Here is a 17,919-nt window from a genome sequence, read left to right on the forward strand (position 1 = left end):
GCCCCCGCCCCGGTGGTCCCGTCGGCGGGACCACCGGGGCGGCACGGCGCGTCAGGGCGCGGGCGGGGGTGCGGGAGCGCCCTCGGGCGGCGGGATCTTGGCGTACGCGGCCATGGTGGTGCCCGCCGCCGCGGGCGCCACCACGCTCTCGCGCGGCATCAGGGCGTCGCGCGCCGCGCCCGGGTCCCAGCCGGTGTCGACCACCCGCTTCTGCACCAGGATCGCCGCCCCGAGGACCGCGAGGCCGAGCAGCACGATGACCACAAGCCCGGCGGCCCCACCGGCCTTGTCCGCGTTGCCGATGAGCGCGCCGAACCAGCCGAAGTCGGCATCGCCGAAGGTGGTGTTCTGGTCGCCGAACGCACCGAGCACCTTGAGCAGCAGGGCGGGGAGGAAGGTGATCAGCAGCCCGTTGAGGAACGCCCCCACGACCGCGCCACGCCGGCCGCCGGTCGCGTTGCCGTAGACCCCGGCCGCGCCGCCGGTGAAGAAGTGCGGCACCAGGCCGGGCAGCACCAGGGCGAGGCCGAAGGCCGGGTTGAAGACCCAGGTCAGCAGGGCCAGCCCGATCAGCCCGCCGGTGAAGCTGGAGATGAACCCGATCAGCACCGCGTTCTGCGCGTACGGGAAGACGATGGGCGCGTCGAGCGCGGGCAGGGCGCCGGGCACGACCTTCTGCGCGATCCCCTGGAAGGCGGGGACGAGCTCACCGAGGATCGTACGGACGCCGAAGAGGATCACCGCGACGGCGATGCCGAACTGGAGCCCCTGCATCACGGACTGCATCAGGTAGTTGCCGGTGTCGGTGGCCACGGCGCCGCCGGTGCCCGTGGCGAACGCCTTGAAGGCGGCCTTCTGCCCCTCCTTGACGAGCAGGAGTACCGCCATGACCAGGTAGATCAGCAGCATCGACAGGGCGGTGTCCACCATCGAGTCGCGCAGGAAGCGCAAGCCTTCGGGGAGCTTCATCTCCTCGGTGGAGCGGCTGCGCTTGCCGACCACCTTGCCGGCCGCGCCCGCCACGATGTACCCGGCCGTGCCGAAGTGGCCGATGGCGACGGTGTCGCTGCCAGTGACGCGCTTGGTCCAGGGGTGCGCGAAGGCGGGCATAGCGACCAGCATGATGCCCAGCAGCACCCCGCCGACGGCCACCACGGCGATGGTCGAGCGGCCGCCGTTGGCCAGGACCACGGTCAGCAGTGTGGCCATGAACAGCATGTGGTGCCCGGTCAGAAAGACATAGCGGAGGGGGGTGAACCGGGCCAGCAGCAGGCTGACCACGAAGCCCAGGATCATCAGCCAGGCGACCCGTGAGCCGAACTGGTCCTGGGCGATGCCGACGATGGCCTCGTTGGTGGGGATCACGCCGTGGGCGCCGGTGACGCCCTGGATCATGGTGCCCAGCGGGGCGAGGGAGTCGGTGACCAGCCCCGCTCCCGCGCCGATCAGCAGAAAGCCGAGGGTCGCCTTGATGGCGCCGCCGATGATCTGCCCGGTGCTCTTCTTCATCGCGATGAGTCCGACGGCGGTGATGATGCCGATCAGATACGCGGGCTCGCTCAGAATCTCATTGACGAGAAACGTGGCAAGAGTGACAAACCAGCCCATGGTGCTTCCTCTGTCCCCGTCGTTCAGACGTCGTACGTGTCCCGGAGCACCGCGTCCACCTCGGCGGTGCTGGTGAAGTCCTGGACGACCTTGACCGGCCGTCCCACATCGCCCAGGGTCCTGGCGATCTCACGGGAGGTGAGCAGGGCCACGGCCTCGGATGCCTTGCCCTTCGCGGAGATGGTGTCGGTGGCCTCCACGGTGACGAACCTCGACCAGCCCCAGCGGTCCAGCACCCGCTCCAGGGTGTTCTTGAGGAACAGGCTGGTGCCGACGCCGTTGCCGCAGACGGTGAGGATCTTGTGCAGCGAGCCCGCCCGGGGCTGGATGGGTTCCGAGGTGGTGGCGGGTTCGGACTTCCCGGGGCCGTCCTCCGGCCGCTCCCCGGCCAGTACGGCGTGCAACGCCTGCGGGGTGGGCGCTGCCGCGAGGGCGGCCGCCGTGTCCGGGTCGCCCAGGAGCCGCGCCAGGCTCGCCATCGCGGAGGTGTGCGCGGCGGAGTCCTGGGCGGCCAGGGCGACGACGAGGGTGACGGGGTCGTTGGACTCATGCCCGAATTCCACGGGCTCGGCGAGTCGGACCCAGGACATTCCGGTGGACAGCACCGCCGGGGACGGCCGGGAGTGGGCGAAGGCGACGCCCGGCGCGATGACGATGTACGGCCCGTTCTCCTCGACGTTGGCGACCATCTCGCGGGTGTACTCGTCGGTGGTGGCTCCCGTTTCCACCATCAGACGGCCGGCGGCGCCTATCGCCTCGCGCCAGTCGGCCGCCCGTACGTCGAGCCGGACGGCCTCGACCGGGAGCAGGTCTTTCAGGTTTTCCATGCAGGTCATCATGGATGACATGGCTTCGTCACACAGCCCCCGGGGGCGGAAACGGAGCGACAGCCTCCGCAGTGCCCGGCAAGCATACGAAGACGAGAACCGCGAGCGCCTCGCACCCCCCGGCCACCACCAGGGCGCCGGGCAGCGACCAGGTGGCGAGCGGACCGGCCAGAGCCGCGCCCAGGGCGACGCCGGTGATCTTCAGACTGGCACCGGTGGTGAAGGCCTGGCCGCGCAGCCGCTCGGGCGCCTCCCGGTGGCGGATCGCGAACAGCGCCGTGAGCTGGGGACCCTCGGCGGCGCCGGTGAGCAGTACGGCGGCGATCAGCGCGGCCGGGTGGCCGGTGGCCGCGAGCAGGGGCGCGAGGACGAGCAGCAGGGCGCCGCAGAGGAGCACGGTGTCCGGGCGCGGCGGACGGGGGCGGCGGGAGAGGACCGCGTTGGCCACGAGGGCCGAGGCGGCGGTGGCGGACAGCAGCAGGGCGCCGTGCTCGGCGCCGCCGAGCACGGCCGCGCCGAGCGGTGGCCAGCAGGTGAGCAGCGCACCCTGGCCGACGCACGAGACGACGGAGGTGGCGGTGGCCCGGGCCAGGGGCCGGTTGCGGGCGATGGCCCGCAGCCCGGCGGTGAGATCGGCGACGACCGACGTGGCCGGGGGCGGGGCCGACGGAGCGGATCGCGCGGGCGCGGGGAGCGCCCAGGCGGCGGGCAGCGCGAGGCCGATCAGCGCGATGGACACCGCCACGGCGGCCGGTGCCCCGGCCGCCCCCGCGACGGCCCCGGCGAGTGCGGGCCCCACCAGGGCGGCGAGGCTGAACGTCATCGCGTCGAGCGCGGTGGCGCGGGGGAGGCCCGGCGGCGGTGCCACCCGGGGCAGCTGTGAGGTCCATCCGCCGGACAGGGCCGGTCCCAGCAGCCCCGCCCCCACCGCGAGGAGAACCGTGAGGGCGAACGGCACCCGCCCCAGGCCCAGAAGGATCGCGGCCAGCCCCGCCGCGTAGAGGGCGAGTGCCACGGCCAGCAGCCGGCCCGGCCGGGCCGAGCGGTCGAGCAGCACCCCGAAGAGCGGCCCGCCGACCGCGGCGGCGGCCATGACGCCCGCCAGCAGCGCCGGGCCCGAGGAGGGCGAACCGGTGAGCACCGGCCCGGCCAGCAGCAGCGCGGGACCGGACATCTCGTCCCCCGCGCGGGCGGCGGCCGCCCCGCCCAGATAGCACCCCATAGCGTAACGCCTCGGCATGCGGAACACGTTACGGAGCTAACGCAAAACCTCACCAGGTGCGTTACATTGGCGTCGTGTCACCGCCCTCGAACGACGACTGGTCCACCCGGCACTCGGTGCGGGCCACCGCCCGGCGCACCGCCGCCCTCGTCAACGCCCTGACCGCGGAGCCGGCCCCGGACCCCGCCGCGGTCGCCGGGCTCCTGCTCGACCACGGTGAGTCCGGCCCGCTCGAACTCACCGCCGACGATGTCGCGGGGATGCGCACCGCCGCGCTGAGGCTGCGCGAGGTGTTCGCCGCGGGTCATGTCGACGAGGCCGCCGGGGTGCTCAACCGGCTGCTGCGGGAGGGCACGGGCCCGCTCCGGCTCAGCTCGCACGACGGCCGTTCGCCCTGGCATCCCCACCTGGACAGCGATGACGAGGCGCCGTGGGGCGAGTGGTTCCTCGCCTCGTCGTGCATGGCGCTGACCGTGCTGCTCTGGGAGGGTCAGCGCCCGCCCGGTGGTCTGTGCTCCTCCCCCAGCTGCGGCGATGTCTTCCTCACGGTCGGCAGCGGACCGGAGCGCCGCTACTGCTCACGCCGGTGCGCGACCCGTGAACGGGTGGCCGCCCACCGGCGCGCCAAGGCCAGGGCCGGGGCCGGATCACGAACGCCGTAACCCGGACTCCGTAAGGGGATCCAGGCGTCAGCCGGTGTGCATCGCGTAGGACGAGTCCCCCCGCGCCGGGTCCTGGACATGCCGGGCCCGCCGTCCGTGGCCTCCGAACCGGGAGCCGAGCCAGCCGAGCAGAAAACCCGCCGGAACGGTGATCAGGCCCGGGTTGCGGAGCGGGAACCAGTGGAAGTCGCGCTCGGGGAAGACCGCGAGCGGGTTGCCGGAGATCGCCGGGGAGAAGGCGATGGCCACGGCGGTGAGCAGGAGCCCCCCGTACAGCGCCCAGCGCAGTCCGTTCACCGTGAAGCCGCGCCACAGGGTGCCGTAGAGCACGACCGGCAGCAGGGCCGAGGCGGCGGCCGCGAAGGTGAAGGAGATCAGGACCTGCCGGTTCCAGTGCTGGGTGACGATGGCGAGGACGACGGCCGCGACGCCGACGACCACGATGGCCGTACGGGCGGCGGCCAGCTCCCGGTTGGCCGAGAGCCCGCCCTTGAAGACGACCTTGGCCAGGACGTCATGGGCGAGGGAGGCCGCGGCGGCCAGGGTGAGTCCGGCGACCGCCGCGAGGGTGGTGGCGACGACCGCGCAGGCCACGACGGAGAAGAGCAGACTCTGGTCGGCCTCCTGCGCCGTCGGGTCCAGGGCGAGGGTCAGCAGCAGCAGCGAGTCGCTGCCGGTGGGGTCGGAGGCGCGCAGGGCACGGGCGCCGACGACGGCGGTGGCTCCGGCGCCCACGATCACGATCAGCCCGAGGATGGTGGTGACCGCGCCCACCGCCCAGGTGGTGGCGGCGCGGGCGGCCCGCATACCGCGGATGGGGTGGAGCCGCATGGTGAGGTGGGGCATGCACGCCGCGCCGAGGGCGAGGGTGAGCTGGACGCTGATGACGTCCAGGCGGCCGCTGAGGGAGTCCCCGTACTGGCGGCCGGACTGCCAGAAGCCGTCGCCGTAGCCGCTGGCGTCGGCCGCGGCGTCGAAGAGGGTGGCCGGGTTCCAGGAGAAGCGCTTCAGCACCAGACAGGCGAGCAGGACGAACGCGGCGAGCAGCAGCACCGTCTTGAGGATCTGGACGAATCCGGTGCCCTTCATCCCGCCGAGGGCGGCGTAGCAGACCATGAGCGAGCCGATGAAGATGGTGCAGCCGGTGACCGCGCCGCTTCCCGGGATGCCGAGCAGCAGGGCCAGCATGGCGCCCGCGCCGTTGAGCTGGACCAGCAGCAGCGGCATGACGACCACCAGCACCACGACGGCGGTGCCGATGCGGGCCGGGCGTTCGCTCAGCCGCTCGGAGAGGACGTCGCCGAGGGTGAACCGCCCCCGTCCGCACAGCGGTCCGGAGAGGACCAGCATGAACATCAGGATGGAGAGCACGGTGGAGATGGCGATGAGCACGCCGTCGAACCCGGCCAGGGCGATGGTGCCGGTGGTGCTGAGCACGGTGGCGGCGGAGATGTAGTCGCCCGCGATGGCCAGGCCGTTCTGCATCGGGCTGAGCGCCCCGGTGCCCAGGTAGAACTCGGTGGGGTCGTCGTTGCCGGTGGCCGCGAGGATGCACAGCAGGAACGAGACGGCCATGAAGCCCGCGAAGAGCACGAAGGCGAGCGTTCTGGGGTCGAGGAAGCTCACCGCTCCCCCTCCCCCGCGGCGCCGGACCGGCGGTGGGCCCGGGCCAGGACGGTGAGCAGCACCGCCGCGTCCAGGCCGATCAGCATGGCGCCCACGGTGAACCCGCCGCCCGCGCCGAGGTTGACGACGCCCTCGGCGGCGCAGTTGACCACTACGGCGGCCACGTGACAGGTGAGCGCGGTGCAGGCCGCCCGCGCCGACCAGGGCCATGGCCGCTGCCACGGTGAGCGCCGTGTCGGCGGGGGCGGTGCCGCGGGGCGGGGCGGGAACACGGCGGTGCGGGGCGCGGTGCGGGACGGGACGGACGGGAACGGACCCCAGGGGCGGTCGTGGTCGGACATGTCGCGGCTCCTTGTGCGGGTTCCGTCCCGGGTCGCCGGGACGGAAACGCCACGACAGCAGGTCAGAAGGGGCGCGTACAGCCCAACCCGCGGACCGTGTGACGGGCGCACATGATCGGCGCGGAGCCGTTGTGCACGCCCACATCGGCTCAGGCAGACGGGATGTTCTCAGGGGGTCAGCAGCCGACGCGCGGACAGCGCGAGCGACAACTCCATGACCTCGCGCGGATGGTCCAGCGAACGCCCGGTCAACTGCTCGTAGCGGCGCAGCCGGTTGAGCACCGTGTTCCGGTGGCAGAACAGCAGCCCGCCCGCGCGGCGCGCCGACCCCCCGGCCTCCAGCCAGGCGGCCAGCGTCGTCAGCAGCATCTCCCGGTCGGCGGACTCCAGCGCCAGGACCGGTCCGAGCATCCGGTCGGCGAGCGCGGTGCCGAGGTCCGGGGAGGACACCACCAGCGCCTCCGGATAGCGCTCCTCCAGCAGCGCCGCCGTCCCGGCGGCCGGGCGGGTGCGCAGCGCCGTATCGGCGAGTCTGCGTGCCGTGCTGATCGCGGCGAGGCCGGTCACGGCCGGGCTGACCCCGGCCCGTGCGCCGGGCGGCACCTCCAGCCCGCGGACCAGCCGCTCCGCGCCGCTGCCGCTGTCGCCGCCGTCACAGTCGCCGTCTCTGCCGCCGTCGCCGTCGCCGAGCAGCACGATGGCGTGGGCGGTGCCCTCCCCCGTGTGCCAGACCGCACGGAGTCCGTCGCCCACCTCGACGGAGTGCGGCGTCCGGCACGGCGCGTCGGCGTCCTCCAGCGCCACGACCGCGTAACGCCCCTGCTCGGGCAGGCCGAGGACCTGCTCCGCCTCGGGGAAGTCGCTCACCCGCGCGGTGCCGTCGAGCAGCGCCGCGACGATGATCCGGTAGCGGTTCTCCCGGTGCCAGGAGAGCTGCCGCTCGACCTCCTGGTACGCCGTGGCGACGAGGGTGCAGTGCTCGTCGACGAAGTTCCACACATCGGCGGCGACATGGACCAGCGACTGGGCGCCGAGCGGGTCCTCCTTCGAGGCGGTCTCCAGGAGGTGCTCCCAGACGACGGTGCAGCCGATGCGGTACGCGTGCAGCAGCGCGTCCAGCGGAAAGCCCTGGGCGGCGCGGTCGGTGCCGATCCGCCAGGCGCAGGACCGGGCCGATTCGCGCGTCTCCTTGGGGTGCACCAGCGAGCGCACATTGTGGCTGAGCGAGTCGTGGACCTCCCGCCACACCTCGTGCGGGTCCACGGCGGCGGAACGGTAGGCGGGCTCCCGCTCCTTCATCAGCGCGACGATACGGTCCGTCAGCCGTGGCACCTCCTCGATGAGCACCCGGGCGGTGCGGTGCAGCAGCGCCACGGTCTCGGCGTCGGCCCGCGACCGGATCGGCGGCCGGGCGGCGGGCATCCGGGGCGGCGTCCGTACCCGGTCGGCGGACAGGCGGGGGGCACGGCCCATGGCGGGGACGGAAGCGCGGGAGCCGGTGACTGGGTGCATGGACGTTCCTCCACCTGTGACGGGCAATGCGCAGCTCACCACCGCAGTGAGGCCACGGCCAGGTTTGATACCAGAGCATGCATGGCTATTGCACCATTGGCATACCGGCGGGTCGGTGTCTTCTGGGAATTCTCCCGTCCGCCGGTCGGGCGGCAAGGCGATGCCGCGGCGCGACGGGCGGGGTTGACGTCAGTCCGCCACGGGGGCCACCGGGGGCCACGGGGGCCACCGGGGGCCACGGGAGGCCACCGTACCGGCGGCCGCGGGATATGCTGGCGATCACTTGAATCTTCGGGGGGAGAGTTCCGCATGCTCGATCGTCTGGCGGTCCATGAGCTGATCCACCGCTGGTGGTTCGCCTTCGACGAGGGGCAGTTCGACGTCTGGCCCGAGCTGCTGACCGAGGACGTCCACATCACCTCCCGCTCGGACACCGGCGACTCCCCGTACGAGGAGTTCATCGCCTCCGACAACCGGGGCCGCGAGCAGGTGATCGCCTGGCAGCGGCAGCACCGCGAGGCGGCCGGCTATCCGCTGCGCCACAACGCCTCGAACATCCACATCGAGCGGGTCGACGGCGATGACATCTCGGTGGTGTCCTACATGTACGCCACCAACATCACCGACGGTCGGGTGACCCCGATCGCCGGCGGTGTGGTCCGCTGCGTGGTCCGCTCCGACGGTGCCGCCTACCGCCTCGCGGAGCTCCACATCGTGCTGGACACCCACGCGGTGGCCTTCACCGAGCGCCAGGTGTAGCGACGGCGGCGGCCACCTCGAACAGGTGGCCGCCGCTCCCCCGTGTGATCCCCCGTCGGTTCTGCCGACCGTGTGGCTCCGGGCTTACCAGCCCTTGGTCACGCGGTAGGCCTTCAGGGATCCGCAGTTCGATCCGTAGGTCCAGGTGGACTGGTTGTCGATGCCCCCGGCCCAGTCCACACACTTGCCGCGCCCGTCGCCGTACACCGGGCCCGCGTACGAGGTGTACGCGCCGCCGTCCTCGGCCGACTCGTCGGCGCCCTGAACGTACAGGTAGGCGAACATGGGAACCGGCTTGCCCGTGGCGTTCCGGACGGTGACCACGCAGTTCTTGCCCTTGGCGGAGTTGTAGGTGAGGAAGACGGTGCCCTTGGAGCCGATGGGCGCCGAGTTCACCACCTTGTACCCGCTGCCGCACACCCCGTTGTACGAGGCCGTGGCGGCGGCGGACGCCTGCGGGGTCAGGGCCACGGTGCCCGCGACGGCGGTGGCGAGGACCGCGGTGGCGGCCATACGGCGAGAAAGATTCATTTGTCCCCCTTAATGATTCTTCATGGGCGTAGGCGCTGTTTGCGTCTGCCTAGGGAGACATGCGGAGATGGCGGATGGTTGTACGCCGTCATGGCCCCTCTTACGGCGGCCCGTTGAACGCGCGGACCGGGCTTCCCGTACTCCCCGGGACGGGCGAGCCGCCCGTCGCCGCACCGACCCCGGAGGGCCGCACCGGATGATCTCGTACCGCACCGCCGCCGTGGGCGCTCTTCTCGGGGCCCTCCCCTGTCTGTTCACGGCGCTGGCCGCTCCGCCCGCGCAGGCGCACGGGGCGCCGACGGACCCGGTGAGCCGGACGTTCGCCTGCTCCCCCGAGGGCGGGGGCGCGGCGCGGTCGGCCGCGTGCCGGGCGGCCCGGGCCGCGGGCGACGACCCGGAGGCCGCGGCCTGGGACAATCTGCGGATCGCGGGGGTGGCGGGCAGGGACCGGGAGCGGATCCCGGACGGAAAGCTGTGCAGCGGGGGCCTGGAGGCGTACCGGGGTCTGGACCTGCCGCGCGCCGACTGGCCTTCGACGCGGCTGTCGGCCGGGGCGGACCTCACGCTCACCTATCGGTCGACCATCCCGCACACGGGGACCTTCGAGCTGTATCTCACCAAGGAGGGCTACGATCCCAAGCGGCCGCTGAAGTGGTCCGATCTGGAGGCGAAGCCGTTCGCCACGGCCAAGGACCCCGCGCTGGTGGACGACGCCTACCGCATCAAGGCCACGCTGCCCGCCGACCGGACCGGCCGTCAGCTGCTCTACACGATCTGGCGGAACACCAGCACCCCGGACACCTACTACTCCTGCTCGGACGTGGTGTTGGGAGCCCCGGCGAAGGGCTCCTCGGACGCGGCCCCGCCGTCGTCCGAGGCCGCCGCACCGCCGTCCCGGGCCGTCTCCTCAGCCGCCGACGAGGGTGACGGGAACACCACTCCGGTGCTGCTCGCCGGTGGCGCGTCCGTGCTGGTGCTCGGCGCGGGTGTCGCCGCCACGGTACGGCGGCGACGCGCGGGCCGCTGACCAGCCCTTCCGTACTGACGGCCCGTCACCGGTAGCCGTACCGGGCCGTGACGTGGCGCGGGTAGTAGCGCTCGTCGGGCGCGGGCCGGTACTCCTTCCAGCGCGGGGTGTCGCCGGTGGGCTGGTCGCCGAGGACGGTCACCCGCTGCCCCCTGCGCGGCCCGGTGTAGTCGTTGACGGCCAGGTGCTGGGTGGCGCGGTTGTCCCACATCGCGACGGCGCCGGGCTGCCAGTGGTAGCGGCAGTTGAACCGGGGCGACTCGGAGTGCTCGAAGAGGTACTGCAACAGGGCGTCGCTCTCCGGGCGGCTGAGCTGCGGGATGTGCGAGGTCCACATGCGCGTGACGTACAGCGAGCGCCTGCCGGTCTCGGGGTGGATCCGCACCACCGGGTGTTCGGCGGAGTGCTCACCGGTCTGCGGGGTGTTGAGGACGTGGACGGCGGTGAGCCCGTCGAGGAGTTCGCGCATCGGCTCGGAGAGCGTCTCGTAGACCAGGTACTGGTTGCTCCACATGGTGTCGCCACCGGATGCGGGGCACACCTGGAGATGGAGGATCGAGGCGACCGGCGGATTGGGCTGGAAGGTCACGTCGATATGCCACTCGTCGGCCTTGGCGCCCTGGTCCGCGTCCAGCACGACGATCTCGGGATGGCCCTCGACCTTCGGCAGGAACGGATGGACCTCCAGCTCCCCCAGCCTCCGCCCCAGGGCGATATGCGCCTCCGGGGTGAGGTGTTCCTGGTCCGGGAAGAAGACCACGAGGTGCTTGAGCAGCAACTCATGGATCCGCTCGAAGAGTTCGTCGGTGACCTCGCTCAGGTCGACACCGCGGATCTCCGCGCCGAGCGCTCCGGAGACGGGGGTCACGACCGGTTCGGGAGTGGGCATGGGAAACCGTCCTCACATGGGTTGCGGTCGGCCGGCCGGTGCGGCCGGCACTCGGTGGGCGCGCGGATCGGGGAGGAGACCGAGCTGCTGGAGCCGGTCCAGCAGGGTCAGCGGGCGCGGGCCGAGGCCCGACATGTTGTGGGTGACGGTGTGCAGCAACCGGGGGTTGGCGCCGGTGTGCCGGACGGCCCGGCGGCCCAGGACCCGGCCGCGCCACGACAGATCGGTGACCATCCGCGCCGCGTTGCCGCTGGTCGTGGCCGCCTGGGCGAGCAGGGGCAGCTGCCGGTCGTGGTAGTCGCGCAGCGCGCCGTCCACCGCCTCGGCCGACATCTCGCCGGTACGCTCCAGATGGCCCGAAAGCCGCTCGGCGAGCGCCCCGGCGCTGGTGATGGCGGTGTTCATGCCCTGCGCGGCCATCGGATGGACGGCGTACGCGGCCTCGCCGACCAGCGCGAGGCCGTGGCCGGCCAGCCGGGGCGACAGCAGCCGTCCGACGGGCAGCGTCTGGCGGGTGCCGAGATGGGCGAGCAGGGGCTCGGTGAGCGGCTCCAGGGCGGGCACCTGGGACAGCGCCCCGGCCGCCCAGTCGGCGAGCTCCCCGCGTGCCGTGACACCGCGCAGCTCATCGGGCCCGGCCTGGAGATAGAGCCGCAGCCGGCCGCCGGGCAGCGGATACAGCAGCCGCAGCCCCCGGTCGGTGACATACGCCGAGAAGTCGTCGGCCCGCGCCGCCGCGTCGGCGTCGCCGATGTCGAAGGAGACCAGCCGGTGCGGGTAGTCGACCCGGCGGGCCTCGATGCCCGCCCAGGACCGCAGCCGTGAGGAGATGCCGTCGGCGGCGACCACGAGCGGGGCCCGCTCCTCGTGGACCCGGCCGCCCTCGGCCAGCCGCAGTCCGGTGATCCGGCCGGAGTCGTCGCGCAGCGGCGCCTCCGCGCGTACCCCCCGGCGCAGTTCCACGCCCGGCCCGAGGCTCTCGGCCAGGGCGGCGAGGATGGCGGTGTGGTCATGGGCCAGCAACCACTGGTCCGGGGCGGGCAGTTGCCCGTAGTCGAGGGACATCAGCGCGGTGCCGCGCGGATCGCGGACGACCAGCCGTCCGAGCCGGACCGCACCCCGGGCGTCGAGCCGCTTCTCCACACCCCAGGAGCGCAGCAGGCGCAGCGCGCCCGGCTGGAGCACCTCGCCCTTGGCGATCGGGCGGATGCCCGGCTGCTTGTCGACCACCAGGACGTCCAGTCCGAGGCCGCCGAGCGCGCGGGCCGCCGCGAGACCGCCGACGCCCGCCCCGCACACCAGCACATCGGGGCTCATCGCCCGCTCCCTTCGCCGGTGCCGTTTTCGCGGGTGACGGCTTTGCGCGGGCCGGTCTCACACGGGCCGGTCTCACGGGTGCCGGATTCGTCAGCGCCGGTCTCACGCGGGCCGGTCTCACGGGTGCCGGATTCGTCAGCGCCGGTCTCACGCGGTCCGGTCTCACCGGTGCCGGATTCGTCAACGCCGGTCTCACACGGGCCGGTCTCACCGGTGCCGAATTCGTCAACGCCGGTCTCACACGGGCCGGTCCCACGGGTGCCGGATTCGTCAACGCCGGTCTTGCGCGGGCCGGTCTCACCGGTGCCGAATTCGTCAACGCCGGTCTCACACGGGCCGGTCCCACGCGGGCCAGTCTCGCCACTGCCGGTTTCGCGCGCGCCGGTTTCGCGCGCGCCGGGCTCGCGCGGGCCGAATGCGCCAGCGCCGGTATCGCGCAGGCCGAATGCGCCAGTGCCGGTCTCGCGCAGGCCGAATGCCCCAGTGCCGGTCTCGCGCATACCGGTTTCGCGGCGACAGCCGCGTTCGTGCGTGGCTTCCACGACCTCCGCGGCCTCCGCCGAGCGGTAGTGGGCGAGGGCCCGCACCGCCAGGCCCGCCGCGATGCCGTCGTCGGCGTAGCGCGCACAGCCGCGGATGTACTCGTTGACCGGGGCCGGGGTCCAGCCGCCGTCCGCCCGCTGGGCGTCGACGAGCCGGCGGGCCGCCGCCGCGAGGGCCGGGTCGGTGGGGCTCAGCCCGGCGCGGAGCACCGCGCGCAGCGCCCAGGCGGTCTCCTCGACGGTGCCCCGCCGGGTGGCGCCCGGCCCGGTGCGCTCGCCCGTGCTCCACGAGCCGTCGGGGTGCCGGGTGCGCAGCAGCCAGTCCCTGGCCCGGGCCGCCGCCCGGTGGTGTTCCTCGGTGCGGCCCGCCCGGCTCAGCGCCTCCAGCGCCGCGGCGGTGCCGGGGGTGCCGCCGCGGTACCACATGGCCTCGTACGAACCGTCCGGGCGCTGTCGGCCCACCAGCCAGCGCACCGCCCGCACCACGCGCGGATCGTCGACCCCGGCCCCGGAGTCGAGCAGGGCGCACACGACCTTGGCGGTCATCTGGGGGCAGGGCCCGAAGCCACCCGGTTTGCTGTTCCGTACGGCGAGGCTCCAGGACCCGGCCGCGTCCTGGCAGGCGGTCAGCCAGGCCAGCCCGGCGCGCACATGGCGGTCGTCCGCGCCGCCGGGCAGGCGCAGCAGGATGGCGCTGGACTCGGCCGTCTCCAGGGCCATCGGCCAGCTGCGCGGGCTGGAGAACCCCCAGTAGCCGGCCGGGCAGCCGAGCGCGTCGAACGGCTCGGGCTGCTGGTGGCGGTGGAGCATCTCGCGGGTGCCGATCAGCTGGGGGTCATCGGCGTGACCGGCCTCGATCAGCGCGGCGGTGGCGAAGTTCGTCCAGGTCACATCGAGGGGTATCAGATCCCAGGAGCCGTCGGGGTTCGCCGCCGAGCGGAGCCAGCGGGCGGCGGCGCTCACCAGGTCGGGCGCCTGGCCGGAGCGGGCGAGGCCCAGGCAGATGAGTCCGGTGAGCCAGGGGTCGGTGCTGAACCCGCCGGTGGCACCCTCGCGTTCGTACGCGTCCCGGACGATGGCCAGGGCCCTCGGCCGGGCCAGCCGGTCCAGGGCGCGGCCGACCGGGCCGCGGCGGCGGTGGGCGGACTGGGCGAGCGCCTGGCTCGCGTAGATCGGCAGCCGCAGGCTCAGCAGCCGGCGGCTGGGGCCGGGGAAGAGCAGCAGTTCCAGGGGGAGTCGGCGCTGGGCGCCCTCGTGGGGCAGCCCGGCGAAGGTGTGGAACTGGCGGATGAGAGCGGTCATCGCGGGTTCCGGTACGGCCGCGGAACCGCCGAGCTCCTCGAACCGGGCCCGTGCCGCGCGTACGGCCGACGCCGCCCGGCGGGGCGCGAGCAGTTGGAGCGCCGCGGCGGCGAGCGCGGTGGTGAGGGGTTCGGTGGGCACCGAGGGCATGGCCCAGCCGCCGTCGTCCCGCTGGGTCTCGCACAGCCAGGTGACACCGCGCTCGATGGTCTCCGCCGAGCCCTCGGGGTCGGCGAAGTGCAGTGCGGTGAGGGCTCCGGCGGTGTTCAGCGGGGAGGCGTGGTGGGCGCCGAAGACGAAGGCGCCGTCGTCGCGGCGGTGGGCGAGGAGCGCCTCGGCACCGGTGGTGACGGCCGCGCCGACGCTCTCGGTCAAGGCGGATGCGGGCATGCGATCGGACCCTTCTGCTGGTGGCGCGCCGTCTCAGGGGCGGGGTTCGGGGAGGGTGGGCCCGCCGTCGGCCAGGGGTGGCGCGGGGAACTCGTGGCGGGACCGCATCCGGCTCTGGGTGATGACGCTGACCGCGAGGAGGGGCGTCAGCAGCGCCAGGGCGGGTGCCGCTCCGGCGCCCGCGGCCACCACCGCCGCGGCCAGCACCAGGCGTTCGGCGACGAGAACGGCGTGGGCGCGCAGGGCCAGCGCGGGGGCGAGGTGCCCCGGTGACCGCAGCAGCAGCCCGAAGGCGCCCGCGCCGCACAGCGCGGCCGCCGACAGCAGTACGAGATACCCGGCCGTGTCCCTGGGCACCAGCCCGGTGGCGGCGCAGGCCACGGCCACGGCGGCGAGATACAGCGCGGCGGCGGTGTGGGTGGCGCGCCGCAGGCCCCGGCGCACCGGCACGGTGGCGTAGCCGCCCTCGCGGTCGCCGTCGACGTCGCGGAGGGTGCCGACGAGGTTGGACGCGGTGTCATGGGCCAGGAACACCAGGGCGAAGGGCAGCACCCGCCACGGTGGCCACGGCTGGACGGCCATCGCGCCGAAGAGCACGGTGAGGGCGGTCAGCACGCCGCGGATGAGATTGCCCGACAGGCCACGTCCTTTGAGGACCCTGCTGTACGCCACGATGCCCGCCATGGCGGCGGCGGCCACGGCCACGGCGCGCCAGTTGGCCCACAGGGCCAGCGCGGCGACGGCCACGATGCAGCCGATGCCCGTGGCCACGGCGGTGCGTGGGCTCAGCCGCCCGGACGGTATGGGCCGTTGGGGCTTGCTGAGCGCGTCGAGATCACGGTCGTAGTAGTCGCCGAGGTAGTGACCGGCGATCCAGCCGAGGGTCGGCGCGGCCCAGGCCACCATCAGCTGCCCCGTGGTGGGATGGGCTCCGGCGAGGGTGGCTCCGGCGAGTCCGACCAGCCCGGGATACCAGAGGGTGTACGGGCGCCAGGTCTGTAGATGGGCCAGGAGTGCGGTGCGCGGGGCCGCCACGGCGTCACCGGTCCCGGCTGACCGACAGATCGGCCACCGCCGCGAGTACGGCGGTGGCCCGGGAGCGGGGCAGTTGCTCCAGACAGGTTGTGGCCCGGTCGGCCTGGGCCGTGGCCCGGTCCCGCGCGGCGGTGAGCGCGCCGGTGGTCTCCAGCAGTTCGTGCACCGTCCGCAGCGCGTCGGCCGCGGGCAGGGCGCCGCCGAGCGCCGCCTCCAGCCGGGCGCGGGCCGGGGCGCCGGCCATGGCGTGGCAGAGCAGCACGGGGAAGGTGGGCCGGGCGGCCGCGATGTCACTGAGCGCGGACTTGCCGGTGGTGCGGCTGTCGCTGGTGTACGGCAGCAGGTCGTCGTGCATCTGGAAGGCCAGCCCCAGATGTTCGGCGTAGGCGGTGAGCGCGTGCTGCTGGGCGGGGGATCCGCCGCCCAGGATCGCCCCGCCCCGGCAGGCGGCCCGGAACAGCGCCCCGGTCTTCAGGGCGCTCATGGTGAGGTAGCGGTCGAGTCCGCAGCCGAGGTCGCCGCGGAGTTCGCCCTCCATCGCCTGGCCGCGGCACAGGTCGACGCCCGCCCGGGCGAAGACCCGCACCGCCCCGAGGACCCGGCCCGGCGGCAGCCCGCCGACGTCGTCGGTGAGCGGTCCGGAGTCCTCGGCCCCCTCGGTGAGCACGCCGAACATGCCCAGCATCAGGGCGTCCCCGGTGACGATGGCGTCGGTGGTGCCGTAGCGCGCCGCGACGGACGGGCGGCCCCGCCGCATGGTGTCGCCGTCGATGACGTCGTCGTGGACGAGGGATCCGACATGGAGGTACTCCACGCTCAGCGCGGCCGGGACGACGGCGGGTCCGCCGCCGCCCACCGCCTCGGCCGACTCCATGAGCAGCAGCGGCCGCAGCAGCTTCCCGGCCGGGAGCAGGGCGTACCGGGAGATCTGGTGGAGTCGTTCGGCCTCCGGCGGCCAGCGCCGGTCGAGCTCGCGCAGCAGGAGCTCCATGGTGGGGGCGGCCTCGGCCAGCGGGTCGGCCAGGTCGGTGACCGCGACGTCGGGCGGGGTCACCGGGACGCCTCCCGGTACTTCCCGGCGAGCTCCGCGAACGCCTGGTTGGCCTCGGGCTCGGCGACGGTCACCCGTATCCCCTCGCCCGGTTTGCCGCACACCACCACGCCGTGATCCGCGCAGAACTGGGTGAAGCGCTCCACACCGGACGTCATGGGCAGCCACAGGAAGTTGCCCTGGCTCGCGGGCGCCTCCCAGCCCTGGTCGAGCAGGATCCGGTGCAGCCGGTCGCGCTCCCCGGCGGTCTCGGCGCACTGCCGGAGCACCCGCTCATGGGCGCCGAGCCCGGCGATGGCGGCCTCCTGCGCCACGGCGCTCACCCGGTAGAAGGGCAGGATCGTGCGGAGCGGGGCGAGCACCGGCTCATGCGCCACGAGATAGCCGACCCGCAGGCTGAGCAGCCCGTACGACTTGGAGAACGTCCGCACCACACAGACCCGTTCATCGGCGCGGTGCAGGGCGATGCCGTCGGCGACGGCGCCGGGGTCGGCGAAGTCCCGGTACGCCTCGTCGATCACGACGGTGACGTGTGCGGGGAGCCGGTCCAGGAAGCGAAGGATCTGGTCATGCTCCAGCGCGGTGCCGGTGGGGTTGTTGGGGGTGCACAGCAGGACCATGCGGGTGCGGTCGGTGACGGCGTCGGCCATCGCCTTCAGATCGTGGTCGTATCCGCTGAGCGGCACCCGGACGGTGGTGGAACCGGCGTTGGCCGCCATCATGGGGTACGCCTCCCAGGAGGGCCAGGCGTGCACCGTGTCCGTATCCGGTCCGGTGAGGGTGGAGAAGAGCTGCTGGAGCAGCGCGCCGGACCCCGGTCCGGCGAGCACGTGCTCCGGCGCCACTCCCAGATGCGCGGCGAGGGCCTGACAGAGCCCGCTGCCGAGGGCATCCAGGGTACGGTGGGCGGTCCGCGCGGTGCGCAGGACGGCGTCCACCACTTCCGGAAGCGGAGGGTGAACGGTTTCGTTGAGCGACATCTGATGGAACGGATTGTTCTCCGCGACCACCGGAGTCATGCGATTCCAGCCATCATGCATCGGGCACCATCCATCCATTCCAGCGGGGGGTTCGGGCGGAGGGAGGAATGTCACCGCGCCCGGTTCCCCATGCCGGTCCGGCCGGATCGGTGGGAAGGAAACCGTCGTGGGCGGGGTGTGACCGTACGGTCAGCCGCGCGGGTCGGGCCGTGTCCGATCGGTCACTTCAATGGGCGAGTACGGGCGAAATCCGTCACCATGATTTTGACGGCCTATCGATCACGCGTCCAATTAAAGT

Annotated in this window: 16 protein-coding genes; 3 read left to right on the top strand and 13 right to left on the bottom strand. The window is 73.4% G+C overall.

Features of this window, described 5'->3' with window-relative positions; genetic code table 11:
• Nucleotides 1-51: 51 nt before the first annotated feature.
• Genes ulaA through ABD329_RS09355 form a run of 3 tightly spaced genes read right to left on the bottom strand, consistent with a single transcriptional unit; the run spans nt 52 to nt 3,675 of the window.
• The gene (gene ulaA / locus ABD329_RS09345) at nt 52-1,608 is read right to left on the bottom strand and encodes a PTS ascorbate transporter subunit IIC (protein ID WP_198279485.1); all 1,557 of its coding nucleotides are present in this window, start codon (nt 1,606-1,608) and stop codon (nt 52-54) included.
• Nucleotides 1,609-1,631: 23 nt separating this feature from the next.
• On the bottom strand, nt 1,632-2,435 hold the full coding sequence (locus tag ABD329_RS09350; protein WP_198279486.1) for a PTS sugar transporter subunit IIAB: 804 nt from the start codon (nt 2,433-2,435) through the stop codon (nt 1,632-1,634).
• A 28-nt stretch (nt 2,436-2,463) separates the two neighbouring features.
• Complete coding sequence (locus ABD329_RS09355; RefSeq protein ID WP_246618779.1) at nt 2,464-3,675, bottom strand: MFS transporter; 1,212 nt, start codon at nt 3,673-3,675, stop codon at nt 2,464-2,466.
• Nucleotides 3,676-3,731: 56 nt separating this feature from the next.
• Here ABD329_RS09355 and ABD329_RS09360 point away from each other — a divergent pair, with 56 nt between their 5' ends.
• Entirely contained in the window at nt 3,732-4,319 is a 588-nt protein-coding gene (locus ABD329_RS09360) for a CGNR zinc finger domain-containing protein (RefSeq protein WP_198279487.1), read from the top strand.
• 27 nt (nt 4,320-4,346) lie between these two features.
• Here the strand turns inward: ABD329_RS09360 and ABD329_RS09365 are convergent, their stop codons facing one another.
• The 3 genes from ABD329_RS09365 to ABD329_RS09375 all read right to left on the bottom strand — a co-directional run bounded on the left by ABD329_RS09365 (nt 4,347) and on the right by ABD329_RS09375 (nt 7,798).
• Nucleotides 4,347-5,945, bottom strand: a complete 1,599-nt coding sequence (locus tag ABD329_RS09365) for a sodium/solute symporter (RefSeq protein WP_198279488.1) — start codon at nt 5,943-5,945, stop codon at nt 4,347-4,349.
• The gene (locus tag ABD329_RS09370; protein ID WP_344316217.1) at nt 5,942-6,286 is read right to left on the bottom strand and encodes a hypothetical protein; all 345 of its coding nucleotides are present in this window, start codon (nt 6,284-6,286) and stop codon (nt 5,942-5,944) included. Before ABD329_RS09370 ends, ABD329_RS09365 begins: the two co-directional genes overlap by 4 nt.
• A gap of 168 nt (nt 6,287-6,454) precedes the next feature.
• Nucleotides 6,455-7,798, bottom strand: coding sequence for a PucR family transcriptional regulator (locus tag ABD329_RS09375; RefSeq protein WP_198280196.1), 1,344 nt, complete (start codon nt 7,796-7,798; stop codon nt 6,455-6,457).
• Nucleotides 7,799-8,107: 309 nt separating this feature from the next.
• Between ABD329_RS09375 and ABD329_RS09380 the strand changes: the two genes are divergently transcribed.
• Nucleotides 8,108-8,557: a nuclear transport factor 2 family protein gene (locus ABD329_RS09380; RefSeq protein WP_198280195.1), complete on the top strand. Its 450-nt coding sequence runs from the start codon at nt 8,108-8,110 to the stop codon at nt 8,555-8,557.
• 84 nt (nt 8,558-8,641) lie between these two features.
• Here ABD329_RS09380 and ABD329_RS09385 read toward each other — a convergent pair whose 3' ends face one another.
• Nucleotides 8,642-9,070: a spore-associated protein A gene (locus ABD329_RS09385; RefSeq protein ID WP_425574307.1), complete on the bottom strand. Its 429-nt coding sequence runs from the start codon at nt 9,068-9,070 to the stop codon at nt 8,642-8,644.
• Nucleotides 9,071-9,284: 214 nt separating this feature from the next.
• Between ABD329_RS09385 and ABD329_RS09390 the strand changes: the two genes are divergently transcribed.
• On the top strand, nt 9,285-10,115 hold the full coding sequence (locus ABD329_RS09390) for a lytic polysaccharide monooxygenase auxiliary activity family 9 protein (protein ID WP_198280193.1): 831 nt from the start codon (nt 9,285-9,287) through the stop codon (nt 10,113-10,115).
• Nucleotides 10,116-10,140: 25 nt separating this feature from the next.
• Here the strand turns inward: ABD329_RS09390 and ABD329_RS09395 are convergent, their stop codons facing one another.
• The 6 genes from ABD329_RS09395 to ABD329_RS09420 are packed head-to-tail and all read right to left on the bottom strand — an operon-like array spanning nt 10,141 to nt 17,660.
• Complete coding sequence (locus ABD329_RS09395) at nt 10,141-11,004, bottom strand: TauD/TfdA dioxygenase family protein (RefSeq protein ID WP_198280192.1); 864 nt, start codon at nt 11,002-11,004, stop codon at nt 10,141-10,143.
• A 12-nt stretch (nt 11,005-11,016) separates the two neighbouring features.
• The gene (locus ABD329_RS09400) at nt 11,017-12,321 is read right to left on the bottom strand and encodes an FAD-dependent oxidoreductase (RefSeq protein WP_198280191.1); all 1,305 of its coding nucleotides are present in this window, start codon (nt 12,319-12,321) and stop codon (nt 11,017-11,019) included.
• Entirely contained in the window at nt 12,318-14,555 is a 2,238-nt protein-coding gene (locus ABD329_RS09405; RefSeq protein ID WP_344316218.1) for a prenyltransferase/squalene oxidase repeat-containing protein, read from the bottom strand. Before ABD329_RS09405 ends, ABD329_RS09400 begins: the two co-directional genes overlap by 4 nt.
• A 33-nt stretch (nt 14,556-14,588) precedes the next feature.
• Nucleotides 14,589-15,590: a UbiA family prenyltransferase gene (locus tag ABD329_RS09410; RefSeq protein WP_344316219.1), complete on the bottom strand. Its 1,002-nt coding sequence runs from the start codon at nt 15,588-15,590 to the stop codon at nt 14,589-14,591.
• A 4-nt stretch (nt 15,591-15,594) separates the two neighbouring features.
• Nucleotides 15,595-16,644 (bottom strand): polyprenyl synthetase family protein, encoded by a 1,050-nt coding sequence (locus ABD329_RS09415; protein ID WP_198280997.1) that lies wholly within the window; start codon nt 16,642-16,644, stop codon nt 15,595-15,597.
• Entirely contained in the window at nt 16,641-17,660 is a 1,020-nt protein-coding gene (locus ABD329_RS09420) for an aminotransferase class I/II-fold pyridoxal phosphate-dependent enzyme (protein WP_246619024.1), read from the bottom strand. Before ABD329_RS09420 ends, ABD329_RS09415 begins: the two co-directional genes overlap by 4 nt.
• Nucleotides 17,661-17,919 lie beyond the last annotated feature (259 nt).

Source organism: Streptomyces javensis, from assembly GCF_039525925.1.
Lineage (GTDB): Bacteria > Actinomycetota > Actinomycetes > Streptomycetales > Streptomycetaceae > Streptomyces > Streptomyces asiaticus.

Coding starts and splice junctions, on each gene's coding strand:
- ABD329_RS09400 (WP_198280191.1), bottom strand. CDS start 12,321: ATGAGCCCCGATGTGCTGGTGTGCGGGGCGGGCGTCGGCGGTCTCGCG.
- ABD329_RS09395 (WP_198280192.1), bottom strand. CDS start 11,004: ATGCCCACTCCCGAACCGGTCGTGACCCCCGTCTCCGGAGCGCTCGGC.
- ABD329_RS09380 (WP_198280195.1), top strand. CDS start 8,108: ATGCTCGATCGTCTGGCGGTCCATGAGCTGATCCACCGCTGGTGGTTC.
- ABD329_RS09405 (WP_344316218.1), bottom strand. CDS start 14,555: ATGCCCGCATCCGCCTTGACCGAGAGCGTCGGCGCGGCCGTCACCACC.
- ABD329_RS09420 (WP_246619024.1), bottom strand. CDS start 17,660: ATGACTCCGGTGGTCGCGGAGAACAATCCGTTCCATCAGATGTCGCTC.
- ABD329_RS09375 (WP_198280196.1), bottom strand. CDS start 7,798: ATGCACCCAGTCACCGGCTCCCGCGCTTCCGTCCCCGCCATGGGCCGT.
- ABD329_RS09355 (WP_246618779.1), bottom strand. CDS start 3,675: ATGCCGAGGCGTTACGCTATGGGGTGCTATCTGGGCGGGGCGGCCGCC.
- ABD329_RS09370 (WP_344316217.1), bottom strand. CDS start 6,286: ATGTCCGACCACGACCGCCCCTGGGGTCCGTTCCCGTCCGTCCCGTCC.
- ABD329_RS09385 (WP_425574307.1), bottom strand. CDS start 9,070: ATGGCCGCCACCGCGGTCCTCGCCACCGCCGTCGCGGGCACCGTGGCC.
- ABD329_RS09350 (WP_198279486.1), bottom strand. CDS start 2,435: ATGGAAAACCTGAAAGACCTGCTCCCGGTCGAGGCCGTCCGGCTCGAC.
- ABD329_RS09390 (WP_198280193.1), top strand. CDS start 9,285: ATGATCTCGTACCGCACCGCCGCCGTGGGCGCTCTTCTCGGGGCCCTC.
- ulaA (WP_198279485.1), bottom strand. CDS start 1,608: ATGGGCTGGTTTGTCACTCTTGCCACGTTTCTCGTCAATGAGATTCTG.